Source organism: Magnetospira thiophila, from assembly GCF_054657015.1.
Genome location: NZ_BAAHXF010000002.1, coordinates 1,346,871 through 1,359,251 on the forward strand (window position 1 = coordinate 1,346,871; position 12,381 = coordinate 1,359,251).

General features: G+C 60.6%; 10 protein-coding genes. 6 read left to right on the forward strand and 4 right to left on the reverse strand.

Going from position 1 to position 12,381, the window contains the following annotated elements; translation table 11 throughout:
• Positions 1-28: 28 nt before the first annotated feature.
• Together ACYQ1P_RS16070 and ACYQ1P_RS16075 are read right to left on the reverse strand one after the other, a co-directional pair.
• Positions 29-2,107: a putative bifunctional diguanylate cyclase/phosphodiesterase gene (locus ACYQ1P_RS16070; RefSeq protein WP_460021355.1), complete on the reverse strand. Its 2,079-nt coding sequence runs from the start codon at positions 2,105-2,107 to the stop codon at positions 29-31.
• On the reverse strand, positions 2,104-2,586 hold the full coding sequence (locus ACYQ1P_RS16075; protein WP_460021356.1) for a response regulator: 483 nt from the start codon (positions 2,584-2,586) through the stop codon (positions 2,104-2,106). Before ACYQ1P_RS16075 ends, ACYQ1P_RS16070 begins: the two co-directional genes overlap by 4 nt.
• 182 nt (positions 2,587-2,768) lie before the next feature.
• Between ACYQ1P_RS16075 and ACYQ1P_RS16080 the strand changes: the two genes are divergently transcribed.
• Together ACYQ1P_RS16080 and ACYQ1P_RS16085 are read left to right on the forward strand one after the other, a co-directional pair.
• Positions 2,769-3,947, forward strand: coding sequence for an NAD(P)/FAD-dependent oxidoreductase (locus ACYQ1P_RS16080; protein WP_460021357.1), 1,179 nt, complete (start codon positions 2,769-2,771; stop codon positions 3,945-3,947).
• A 33-nt stretch (positions 3,948-3,980) separates the two neighbouring features.
• On the forward strand, positions 3,981-4,397 hold the full coding sequence (locus ACYQ1P_RS16085) for a hypothetical protein (RefSeq protein ID WP_460021358.1): 417 nt from the start codon (positions 3,981-3,983) through the stop codon (positions 4,395-4,397).
• On the opposite strand, the gene ACYQ1P_RS16090 is transcribed toward ACYQ1P_RS16085, so the two are convergent.
• Positions 4,378-4,611: a hypothetical protein gene (locus ACYQ1P_RS16090; protein ID WP_460021359.1), complete on the reverse strand. Its 234-nt coding sequence runs from the start codon at positions 4,609-4,611 to the stop codon at positions 4,378-4,380. The genes ACYQ1P_RS16085 and ACYQ1P_RS16090 overlap by 20 nt on opposite strands.
• Before the next feature lie 103 nt (positions 4,612-4,714).
• On the opposite strand from ACYQ1P_RS16090, the gene ACYQ1P_RS16095 reads away from it, so the two are divergent.
• A complete protein-coding gene (locus ACYQ1P_RS16095; RefSeq protein WP_460021360.1) occupies positions 4,715-5,122 on the forward strand; it encodes a bacteriohemerythrin in 408 nt (135 codons plus the stop codon).
• Positions 5,123-5,136: 14 nt separating this feature from the next.
• Here the strand turns inward: ACYQ1P_RS16095 and ACYQ1P_RS16100 are convergent, their stop codons facing one another.
• The gene (locus ACYQ1P_RS16100; protein WP_460021361.1) at positions 5,137-5,457 is read right to left on the reverse strand and encodes a YnfA family protein; all 321 of its coding nucleotides are present in this window, start codon (positions 5,455-5,457) and stop codon (positions 5,137-5,139) included.
• A gap of 247 nt (positions 5,458-5,704) precedes the next feature.
• On the opposite strand from ACYQ1P_RS16100, the gene ACYQ1P_RS16105 reads away from it, so the two are divergent.
• The 3 genes from ACYQ1P_RS16105 to ACYQ1P_RS16115 are packed head-to-tail and all read left to right on the forward strand — an operon-like array spanning position 5,705 to position 12,372.
• Positions 5,705-8,608, forward strand: a complete 2,904-nt coding sequence (locus tag ACYQ1P_RS16105) for a transporter substrate-binding domain-containing protein (RefSeq protein WP_460021362.1) — start codon at positions 5,705-5,707, stop codon at positions 8,606-8,608.
• Positions 8,592-9,671, forward strand: a complete 1,080-nt coding sequence (gene torT, locus ACYQ1P_RS16110; protein WP_460021363.1) for a TMAO reductase system periplasmic protein TorT — start codon at positions 8,592-8,594, stop codon at positions 9,669-9,671. The genes ACYQ1P_RS16105 and torT overlap by 17 nt, the downstream gene beginning before the upstream one ends.
• A gap of 4 nt (positions 9,672-9,675) precedes the next feature.
• Positions 9,676-12,372: a PAS-domain containing protein gene (locus ACYQ1P_RS16115; RefSeq protein WP_460021364.1), complete on the forward strand. Its 2,697-nt coding sequence runs from the start codon at positions 9,676-9,678 to the stop codon at positions 12,370-12,372.
• The last annotated feature ends 9 nt before the right edge of the window (positions 12,373-12,381 follow it).

Sequence of the window (12,381 nt, forward strand, 5' to 3'; positions counted from 1 at the left end):
TATATGTCAATGGGAGAAGAATGAAAATTCAGCCCACCAAATTCAGAATGCGCTTGCATTCCTCAAGCAGGGAATCGGCTTTGACCGGACGTCCAAAAAGGAAGCCCTGGGCGAGATCGCAGCCCTGGGAGGTGAGAATCTTGAGCTGTTCGGCTGTTTCCACCCCTTCGGCGATGACCGTGGCCCCCATGGAATGCCCCATGGCGACGATGGTTTCTACCAGGTTGGCGTCTCTGGAATCGGACGTCACGCCCGCGACAATGGACTTGTCAATTTTCAGGATATCCACCGCCAGTCGACGCAGATGACTGAGCGACGAATAGCCGGTGCCGAAATCATCCAGCGAGATTTGAATGCCCGCCCCGCGAATCTGCCGCAGAGTGTCCTCGATCTGAACGGAATTGCCGTTCATCAGATCTTCGTTCAGGTCCAGCGAGAGCCAACTCGGATCGGCTCCCGTTTCCTTCAAAATGCGCAACACCTTGTCGGCAAATCCCGCGTCCAGAAACTGCCGGGCGGACAAATTGACGGCAACCGTGAAGATCGGCGCATCGGTCTGCCGCCAGCTATGAATCTGCGTGCAGGCTTCGCGAAGGGCCCACAGGCCGATTTCCGCGATGAGCCCGGTTTCCTCGGCCAGGGGCACGAACAGGGCCGGCGAAATCATGCCCCGTTGCGGATGTTCCCAACGCAGCAGGGCTTCCACATGGGCGATCTTATGACGGGCCAGATCGACCACCGGCTGATACCACAAGGACATGGCGCTGGCTTCTATGGCCTGTCGCAGATCGGATTCCAGGGAAATGCGTTCAATGGCCTCGTTGTTCATCTCCGGCGTGAAGAAGCGATAGGCGTTGCGGCCGCTCTCCTTGGCCTGATACATGGCGGTATCGGCGTTCATCAGCAGTTCCTCGACCGTCTCGCCATCGTCCGGGAAAACGGTCAATCCGATACTGCCGGAAATGAACACCTCGTTGCCCGCCACATCAAAGGGACGAGCCATTTCAATCAGGATCTTGCGGGCCACCACCTCGGCATTCCGCACCTCGTCGATTTCATCCACGATGATGGTGAATTCATCGCCCCCCTGCCGGGCCACCGTATCGCTGGCCCGGGTCGCCTCGACCAGACGTGCCGCCGCCTGCTTCAACAGGTTATCCCCGGCATGATGCCCCAGGGTGTCATTGACCCACTTGAAGCGATCCAGGTCGAGAAACATGACCACCACGCTCTTGTGGGTACGACGGGCCCGGACCATGGCCGCCGACAGCCTGTCGGTAAAAAGAATCCGGTTCGGCAGATCGGTCAATGCATCGAAATTGGCCTGATGCCAGATGGTGTTTTCGGCCTGCTTGTTCTCCGTGATATCGCGCAACACATAGACGGTTTCCGTGCGATGACCCTCGGCATCGCGCACGCCGCTGACCGAGATCCAGCCGTAGAAGGGATTGCCGTTCTTGTTGTGGCAGGTCACCTCCCCCGCCCAACTGCCGCGCCCATCGAGCTTGGCATTGATTTCATCCAGCAACTCGTCGGCACTCATCTCATTGCGTATGAATTCCGGTTTTCGACCGACCATTTCCTCCACGGAATAGCCGGTCATTTTCAAAAAGGCCGGGTTGGCGGCCGTGATGCGATCTTCCGGATCGACCACGAAAATCCCCTCGTTGGCCGCCTCGAAGACCGCCGCCGCCAGATGGAGTTTGGATTCCGCCTTCTTGCGTTCGATGGCATAGCGGATGGCGCGGGCGATCAGCACGCCATCCCCCTGGCCCTTGACCAGATAATCCTGGGCCCCTTTTTTGACCGCCTCGACGGCAAAGCTCTCGTCATCGTTGCCGGTCAGCACCACGACGGGCAGGCTGGGATTTTGTTCCAGGATATGATGAATGCCATCCAGCCCAGTCGAATCCGGGAGTTGCACATCAAGCAGCACGATATCCGGTTGAACGTCCGCGTCTGCCAGCAACCTCAGGCCTTCCTTCAAGGTGGTCGCCTTGTGCATCTCGAACTTGAACTGCACATCAAGCAGCAGCAACTCGACCAAACGGGCGTCGGCCTTGTTGTCCTCGATAAGAAGAATCTGGATCGGGTCCGCTTGCGTCATGAAACGCCTGTCTGCCCCTTGAAAGTGACCCGGGGCGGCAAAGCCGCCATGCCGAACCAGAAGGTTTCCAGGGTCTGCATGACCTCCAGGAAAGCGTCGATGGAAACCGGTTTTGTCACATAGCAATTCGCATTGAGGGCATAGCTGGTCATGATGTCGGCCTCGGAAGTCGAGGTCGTCAGCACGATGATCGGGATGCTGCGCAGCACCGGGTCCGACTTGATTTCCCCCAGCACCTCGCGGCCATCCATGCGCGGCATGTTCAAATCGAGAAAAATCACGTCCGGCAATCCGGGATCCTCGGATTGTTCGCCCAGGCGGAGAAACTCCATGGCCTCGACACCGTCGCGTACATGGGTGATGACGTGAGGATAGGCCCCTTCCTTGAGCACTTCTTCGACCAGACGGGCATCGCCGAGATTATCCTCGACCAGAAGAATATGCACCAGAGGCGGCTGTTCGGCTGGGTTTTCACTCATCGTCGCGATTCGTCTCCACCCCGTTCCTCGACAATTGGTTCCTGTTAAGTCTAAGGCCCCCGGCCCGTCAAGACCAGCCTTTCACGACAAGACATCTCGGATTTTTCGACTTTCTTGCCCACTATTCCGACTTCCGGCAGGACGCATTGGACTTTTCTCCCCTCATGTCCTAAACCCCGCGCATGACTGAGCCGGATCAGAACTGGGATGTGATCATTGTCGGTGCCGGGATTGCCGGGGCCTCGCTGGGCCATGCCCTGGCGGCGCACCGGCGGATTCTGTTGCTGGAGCGAGAAAGCCATCCAGGCTACCACACCACCGGTCGCTCGGCGGCTTTTTTTACCGAAACCTACGGCAATCGAGTGGTCCGGGCCTTGAGCCGGGCCTCCCGCGCTTTTTTTGACGGCCCGCCAGCGGATTTCTCCGACGTGCCCCTGTGGCGCCCCCGACCGGCGGTCCAGGCCGGCCGGGAAGATCAGCGGGACCTGGTCGAAGCGCTTTTCGAGACCAGCCGGGACTTGACCGATTCCCTGTCCCTCATCGACGCCCCTGAAATCGAGCGCCGCTTTCCCCCCTTGCGCAAGGGTTACGCCGTCCGCGCCGTCCTCGATTCCGCCGCCATGGAACTCGATGTCCATGCCATCCATCAAGGTTATCTGCGCAGTCTGCGCCGCCAGGGGGGGCAACTGCTCTGCGATGCCGAGGTGCGGAGTCTGACGCGGCAGGAAGGACACTGGTGCATCGACATTCCGGGCCGGACCCTGCGTGCGCCTATCCTGGTCAATGCGGCGGGGGCCTGGGGCGATCATCTGGCCACCCTGGCCGACGCGCCGCCTTCCAATCTCACACCGTTGCGGCGGACGATCGTCGTCTATGATCGCCCCGAACCGGCCCCGGACTCCTGGAACTTATACCTGGATGTGAGCGAGGCCTTTTACCTGAAACCTGAATCCGGTGGCATATTGTGCTCGCCCTGTGACGAAACCCCCTCGCCGCCCTGTGATGCGCAACCGGAAGAACTGGACGTCGCGCTGGCCGTGGCGCGGGCGGAACAGGCGACCGGCACCCCCATCACGCATATTCGCCGCAAATGGGCTGGATTGCGGACCTTCGCCCCTGACCGGACGCCGGTGGTCGGCTACGATCCCAATCGGGCGGGTTTTTTCTGGCTGGTGGGTCAGGGGGGGTTCGGGATCATGACGTCTCCGGCCCTCGGACGCGCGGCGGCGGCCCTGCTGTGCGCGCAGCCGATCCCGCAGGACTTGCAAGACCTTGGCGTGAGGGCCGCCGATCTCGCCCCAGGGCGTCCAGCGCTTTCGGAAAAGAGGCTGGCGGAAAAGAGACTTGGAGAGACGGAGTAAGGTCGCTAAAGTGGTGCAAAGTGGAGGCCGAGCATGTTCCTGAATCTTCTCAACGAGCCTCAAAAGGCGTCGTTTCTCGCCATGGCAACCAAGGTCATTCTGGCCGATGGGCATATCAGCCCGGAAGAAGAAGCGACCCTGGATCTGCGCATCGCCGAAATGGGCGGCCATGTCCGCGCCCCGGCGGAGGAGATCTATGGCAAGTCCAATGTGGATATTTTCGATACCCGACAATCCCGCCTGATCGTTTTGCTCGAACTCTACGTGCTGGTCATGTCGGACAACAAGTATGCCCCGCAGGAGCAGGACGTCATGGCCCCGCTGGTCGCCGCCTGGAGCATCACCCCCAAGGAGTTGGTGGGATTGAAGGCCTGGGCCGACCGGGCCGCGCCGCTGAGCGTGATCGGCTGGCAGATCGTCGTGAACGGTGTCATCCCGGAAGGGATTTAGCGCCCCAACGGGCGGCGAAGCGGTCGCGATCCCCACGGAATTGGAAGCCGACCCATTCCAGATCCACCTGGAATCCGCCCTGGCAATCTTCCTCGCACCAGACCTCCATGTCCGCCAGCACTTCGGCGAAATAGGTGTGTCCGGCCCAATGGGCCACATGATGCACCACATAGGGCCAGAACGGACGTCCCGAATTTTCGGTTTTCATCAACATGCGATCACCGCTTCCCCCCACCATCGGGATGATGATAGCATGACGGATGGATGACACGACGACAACGACATCCTTACAAGAACCGCCTGAGAGGGACCGCCCAATGAGCGCCCTGGTTTGGGACGAAAGCTGGGAGACCGGCCATCCGCTGATCGACTTCGACCACCGGACATTGGTCGATTTGGTAAACCGGTTGCGTGCCTTGCTGAGCACGGAGGCCGACCTGAAGGCCATTGATCATTTCATGGTCCGCCTGAACGATCTGGTGCATAAGCATTTGCAACGGGAAGAGGATATCCTGCGGCACATTGATTTCCCGGATTTTTCCGAACATGTGAAGGATCATCGGAATATCGCCTCGCAGTTTGAAATTTTCAGCAACACCTGGCAGCGGGCGCCTGAAGCTCTGGACCTCCATCATGTCCTGTCCTTTGTCGAGGACTGGCTCGACCGGCATGCACGCCATGAATTCGCGTCCATCGCGGCACATCTGTCGGCCCGGAACGCCTGATCGTCCGCAGCCGCCTATCTCGGCCCGGCGATGATCAGGGCGGCCCCGATCAGGCAGAGCGTGACGCCCGAGATATCCCAGCGGTCCGGACGCACCGATTCGACACCCCACAGCCACAGCAACGACGAGGCGATGTACACGCCCCCATAGGCGGCATAGGCCCGCCCTGCGGCGGCACTATCGATCCAGGTCAGAAGATAGGCGAACAGGGCCAGGGAGAGCAGTCCCGGCCCCACCCACCAGATCGGCTTATGGAGCCGCAACCAGGCCCAGAAGGCGAAACACCCGGCGATCTCGGCAAGCGCCGCCCCGCTATAGATGGCAAATGTTTTCATGGTTCCGTTGACTTTCCAAACATGGCTTCAAGGGGGGGGGACGAGAGCCCTTGGCGCAACGTTCGACGATCCGCGCTCGGACCGCAAGGCTCCTTGCGACCGATACCGAGTGTCGGGTTACAGAAAGTTGGCCCCACGATGGAGCGATTCGAGCCGGTTTTTCAATCCGATTCGTTGTATTGACACTTTACTCTTCCATCCAGGGCGTTCTATTAATACTCATTGATTTCCGGGGATTGGAACGTTGATGAAGGCCGCACCGATCGCTGGACGCTGGCTTCTTGGGTTGGCGCTCGCAACTCTGTTGCTGTTCGGCCCGTTGAGTCTGGCCCTGGCGGCAGACAAGCTCTTGCACGCGGATTTCCGACATCGCCCGCCGGAGATGATTGTCGAGGGCGAGCAGATTTCCGGCCCGCTGAAAGAGATCCTCGAACAAGCCGCCGCCCTCAACGGTTACGATGTTCAGTGGCGCGTGGTGCCGTTCAGCCAAAGTCTGGAGGGGCTGCGCGACGGCACGGTGGACATCGTGCCACGGACCATCCGTCGGACGGATCGCGAATCCTTCGTCGATTTCGCCGGCCCCCTCGACATGCAGAAGAAGGAGATCGTCTTTCTGGTGCACAAGGGCGAGGAGGGCAAGATCCAGTCCTTCGAGGATCTGCACAGCCTCAAGGTGGGGGTCAAGCCCAAGACCGCCTACTTCGACCGCTTCGATCGTGACGAGGCCATCGAAAAGCTTTCCCTCGACGGCGATTTTGAAATGGTCCGTGCCTTCATCGACGGGCGGGTGGATACGGTCGCCACGTTGGATCGTCCTCCCCTGGAAAGTGCCCTGGTCGGACTTGGGTTCGCCGATTACAGTTTCGCCACCTATCGTCATACCCTGACCATCGGCAACTATTACGGCGTTTCCAAAAAGACCGCGCACCCGGGCCTCTTTGCCGCCCTGGACCAGACTCTCAATGAGATGGTGTCGGACGGTCTGGTCAACGAGATCTACCGCAAATACGACGCCGCGGACGCCGCCCGATCGACCGAGCGGGTGCGGTTGACCTTGGAAGAACGTCAATGGCTGCTCGCCCACCCCACCTGGACCGTGGCCAACGAATTGGATTGGCCGCCGTTCGATTTCGCCGAACATGGCGATCCCATGGGCCTGTCCATCGACATGATTCGCGCCATCGCCGAAAAGGTCGGCGCCAAACTGAAATTCACCAATGGCTTCACCTGGACGGAGTTGGTAGAGCGCTTCAATGCCGGAGAAATTGATATTCTGCCGGCGGTCTATCTGACCCCTGAGCGGCAGACAACCATGCTCTTCACCAGCCCCTATGCCAGCAACGCGTCGGTTCTCGTGACTCACGAAAGCAATGAAGCCCTCACCGGTCTGGACGGCCTGAAAGGTAAAACCGTCGCCGTCATCGAGGGTTTTGCCACCGCCGATATCATGCGCGAGCGCTATCCCGACATCCGACAGTTCCCGGTCAAAAACGTGAAAGAGGGTCTCCAGGAGGTCTCTTTCGGTCGGGTGGATGCCTTTATCGGCAGCCTTGGGGTGATCTCCCATGTTCTCGACGAGACGGTCATTCCAAATATTCGCTTCGTCGATGAAGTCTGGCTCAAGCGCCCGGAAGAGAGCGAACTGCACATAGGCGTCCTGAAGCACAACCGCATTATGCGCGATATCCTGCAAAAAGGCCTGGATGCCCTGACCAACGAGGAGCGCCGAAGGCTACGCGAGAAATGGGTTCCCCTCCGTTCCACGCAGGGCAATCAGACTCAACGTGTCCCCCTGACTCCCGAGGAAGCCCGGTGGCTTGAGCAACACCCCCGCATTCGTCTGGGGGACGACTTCTCCTGGCCGCCATTTTCATTTTTGGACAATCAGAACAAATATAGCGGTATTTCCTCGGGCTACATGGAGGCCCTGTCCGAACGACTGGGAATCGAAATCCAGCCCCTGTATGGCCTAAGCTGGACGCAAGTCCTCGATGGCCTGAAGGGGGATGGTGTGGATATTTCCCCGGCCATGTCGGCAACCCCTGAGCGAGAGAAATTCCTCAATTTCACCAAGCCCTACATCACCTTTCCGGTGGTCATCGCCACCCGCAAGGAAGGGGAATTCTTCAGCAGCTTGAAGGATTTGTCCGGGCGCAGTCTGGGCGTCATCAAGGGTTATGTGACCCATGAACTGATCGGCAAGGATTATCCAGACATTCATCTGGTCCCGTTCGCTAACCTGAGCGTGGGGCTGCGGGCGCTCTCCGAGGGCAAACTGGATGCCTTTGCCGACAACCTGGGGGCCATCACCTACGAGGTTGACCGGCAAAAACTTGAAAACGTCAAGATCGCCGCCCCCACCGAATATGCGTTCCCGCTGTCCATCGGCGTGCGCAAGGACTGGCCGGAACTGGTCGGCATCCTGAACAAGGCGCTCGACAGCATCGACGACCGGGAAAAAGCGGCGATCCAGAATGCCTGGATGGCGTTACAAGTGGAATTCGGCCTGGATCTGGCGACCATCCTGACCTGGGTGCTTCCTGTTGCCGGGGGGGTGATCGCTGTCTTTGCCGTCGTCGTCGTCTGGAACCGCAAGCTCAACCGACAGGTGGAGGAACGCCACGAAGCGGAGCAACGCACGAGGCTGCTGCTGGAATCCGTCGGAGAAGGTATCTTCGGGGTGGACCAGGACGGTCGAGTGACGTTTGTCAACTCGGTCGCGGCGGAGGATCTGGGCTTCACGCCGCTCGAACTGATCGGCCAGAAGGTGCATGCGCTGATCCACCACACGCACACCGACGGTACCGACTATCCGCTGGAGGACTGCCCCATGTGGGCCGCCTACACCCGAGGCATTTCGGCCCGCATCGACAATGAAGTCCTGTGGCGCAAGGACGGCACGTCGTTCCCGGTGGAATACAACGCCACGCCCCTGTGGCGTCACGACGCCTTGGTCGGCGCGGTCATCTCGTTCCGCGACACCACGGAGGCCCATGAAGCCCGGGAAACCCTGCACGAGCATCTGGCGGAAGTGGAGCGGTTCAACGCCCTGGCCATCGACCGGGAATTGCGCATGATCGAATTGAAACAGGAAATCAATACCCTGCTCCGTGACAAGGGATTGGAGGCGAAATATGAAATCGTTGAATAAGACTCGGGCCGCGCTGACGGCGTTGGCGTTTGTGTGCTCAGGGGCTGCCGCTGTTGCTGAAGATGCCTGGTATCCCTTTCCGGTGGAGGTCACCCACCCCCCGTTCGAGGCTCAGAGCCCCCGCACGGATCAGGACTACGTGGCGCTCGACAAGGCGGAACAGAAATGGCGGATTTGCGTCTCCATACCCCACCTGAAGGACGATTATTGGCTGGCCGTCAATTACGGACTGGCCTCCGAGGCGCGGCGGCTGGGCGTCGCCATGACGCTCTTTGAGGCCGGGGGCTATGGAAACCTAGAAAAGCAGATGGCGCAGATCCGCGAATGCATCGCCGCCGGGGACAACGCGCTGATCATCGGCGCCATCTCCGCCGACGGCCTGACTCCGCTGGTCTCGGAGATCCGGGCCAAGGATATCCCGGTCATTGATCTCATCAATGGCATGAACGGCACTGCCATGTCGGCCAAGTCTCTGGTCTCGTTCCGCGACATGGGATTCCAGGCCGGTCGCTATCTGGTCGACAAGCATGGCGCTCAGGGCGGCGCGGCAAAGGTGGCCTGGTTCCCCGGCCCGGAGGGGGCCGCCTGGGTCACCGCCGGAGATGAGGGCTTCCGGGAGGCTCTGGCGGGCAGTCCTCTGGAGATCGTCGCCAGCCGCCATGGCGACACCGGCGAGGCCGCGCAGAGCCAGTTGATCAACGAGGTGCTCGATGAGATTCCGGACGTGGCCTATATCGCAGGCACTGCGGTGACCGCCGAGGCCGCCATTTCGATTCTGCGCAAGCGCAAGCTGAACGATCAGGTGGGGATCGTCTCCTACTATTTCGGACCGGGTGTCTATCGCGGGATCAAGCGCGGCAAGATCCTCGGCGCCCCCAGCGACCTGCCCGCCATCCAGGCCCGCATCGCTGTCGATCAGGCGGTGCGGCTGTTGGAGAAGAAGCCGGTGCTGCATCATGTGGGACCGAAAATCGCTGTGGTCAATGCTGCCAATCTGGAGAAATTCGACCTGACCACCACGCTGGCCCCCAAGGGCTTCCGGGTGGTGTTCAAGGTGAACTGATCCCATGAACGGCTTGCCCGCCCTCCTGCGCTGGACCCTTGAGACGCTGGCCCTGGCGCTCGTCTACGTCATCGCGGGCAAGGTGGGGCAGGCCCTGGCGCTGCCCCACAGCAACGTCACCCTGCTGTGGCCGCCGTCCGGGATTGCCCTGGCCGCCGTGTTGGGGATGGGGGCCCGCAGCCTGCCCGGGTTGTGGATCGGCGCGGTGGTCGTCAATGGCTGGGATTTTCTAGCCCTCGCCGCGCCGCCTCCCACCGAGACGCTGGCCCTGGCCTCGGCGATCATGGGGCTGGGATCAATCCTGCAACCCTACGTGGGGGCTCTGGCGGTACGACGGTTCAGCGACCCGGGTAACCCCCTGAGCACGGTCCGCGCCGGGGCGGCCTTCATCGGACTGGCCCCGTTGATTTGCCTTGTCAGCGCCAGCATCGGTTCGTCCGGACTGCTGGGCACCGGCCTGATTCCCCTGGAGCAGTGGCAGACCACGTTCGCCACATGGTGGATCGGCGATACCATCGGCCTGCTGATTTTCGCACCCTTCACCTTGCTTCTGTGGCGCATGACCTTGCTGCGCCAGAGTGTCCTGGTCGGCGTCATCGGGGCCGGTTTTCTGGTCACCTATATCGCCAGTTCATCCTTGCGCGACCAATCGACCAAGGTCTGGGAAACCCGCTCCGATCGCACCACCGAACAGCTCACCTCGACTTTTCTACTGTGGCTCGATCTTTCCTATTCTTCTGTCCATGGCATGACCGCCCTGTTCAGCGGCTCGGGGGAGGTCAGCGAGGACGAGTTTCTGGATGTGGTGGATTCCCTGGAAGCGGCCCAGGGGGCCTATTTCCCGTCGAGTCTGGCCTATGCGCAGCGCCCGGAAGATGCCGAGTCCTGGAACATCCTGCTGTCCACCGATGATCAGGGGCAACTTGCCACCGACAACATCCTCCCCGCCGATACCCCCCTGGCGCGGGTCCTGGATACCGCCTGGGCCGATCCCGGAACCATGCATATCACGATTGGTGTGGGCGAAGCCGAGGAACGCCTGATGTTCACCGCTGTTCGGGCCGACAGCCAGGAACAGGAAGGGGTGTTGATCGCCACCATCAATCTTACCACGACCCTGGACGGCCTGTTCACCCGCCCCGATGCCCAGGGGTTGAAGCTGCGCATGACCGGTGAAACCCGGAACAGCAATGGCGGCATCGAGAGCCTGCTACTCTATGGTCCCCTGAACGCCAACCCGGCGACCGTGCGCAGCGTGCCGTTCCGCACGGTGAGCGGCAGCACGGTGTTCGATTTCAAGTGGGACGTGGCCCCAGACTTTGCCGGAGGCCCGGACTACGATCTGGCCAATGCGGTGTTGATCGGCGGAATCATTTCAACGGTCCTGGCCGATCTATTCATCATGTTTCTGCTGCTCCAGAACGAAAGCGTCGAGGCCAGGGTGCGCGAACGGACCGAGGAAGTTTCCCGCAAGACCAAGCTGTTGCAGGCGGTGATGGGCAGCATGAATCAGGGAATCGCGGCCTATGACCAGGACTTGGTCATGATCGCCTTCAATGAACGGTTCTTGAAAATTCGCGGTTATCCGGAATCCATGATTCACGAAGGCCAGACCTTCGAGGCGCTGATCCGGTACGATGTAGAGAGCCACGAATTCGGCGATGGTGACCCGGAAGAGATCTTTCAGGAAAAGGTCCAGACAGCGCGTCAGTTCCATTACCATCAGTTCGAACGCAAGCGTCCCAACGGTCAATACATCGAAGTCCAAGGCGGGCCGATCCCCGGCGGCGGCTTTGTCAGCACCTATTCGGACATCACCGAACGCAAGATTACCGAGGAACAAATTGAGCATCAGGTGCAGGAACTGGACAAAGCCCGCCGGGCCACCCTGAACATGATGGCCGATGCGGAAGCCGCGCGCCGGGAATTGCAGGCAGTGCTCAACGAAATGTCGGCGAGCATCACCTACGCCTCGCGCATTCAGCGTTCCGTATTGCCCGATCCGGCAACTCTGGACAGCATCACGACGGACCATTTCGTGATCTGGGAGCCGCGTGATGTAGTTGGCGGCGATATCTACTGGGCCCTGCCCTGGGGCGCGGCGACACTGATCACGCTCGGCGACTGCACCGGCCACGGAGTCCCTGGGGCCTTCATGACCCTGATTTCAACGGGGGCGCTGGAACGGGCCCTGCTCGACGTTCCGCCGGGCGACCTGGGACGCCTCATCTCCCTCATGCATCAACTGGTTCAGACCACCCTGGGCCAGGAATCCGAGGGCGGCGATTCCGATGACGGCATCGAACTGGGCATGTGCTACCTGACGCCCGGAACAGATGAGATGTTGTTTGCCGGAGCCCGATTTGATTTGTTCAAGGTCCGGGGCGACCAAGTGGAGGTCACCCGGGGCACCAAGGCGGGTTTGGGCTATCGGGGCATTCCCCAGGATCAGACCTATGACACCCACCGCATTGAGGGGATCTCCGGCAGTTCCTTCTACATGACATCCGACGGCTTGATTGATCAGGTCGGCGGCACGCGGCGACGGGCGTTCGGCAAAAAGCGTTTGATGAATCTGTTGATCGAGATTCATCCCCTGCCCATGGACGAACAAAAGGCACGCCTGCGCCAAGCCCTGGCCGACTACCAGGGGAAGGAAGTCAGACGGGATGACGTCTCGGTGGTCGGGTTCAGGCTGTGACCGCCCGAT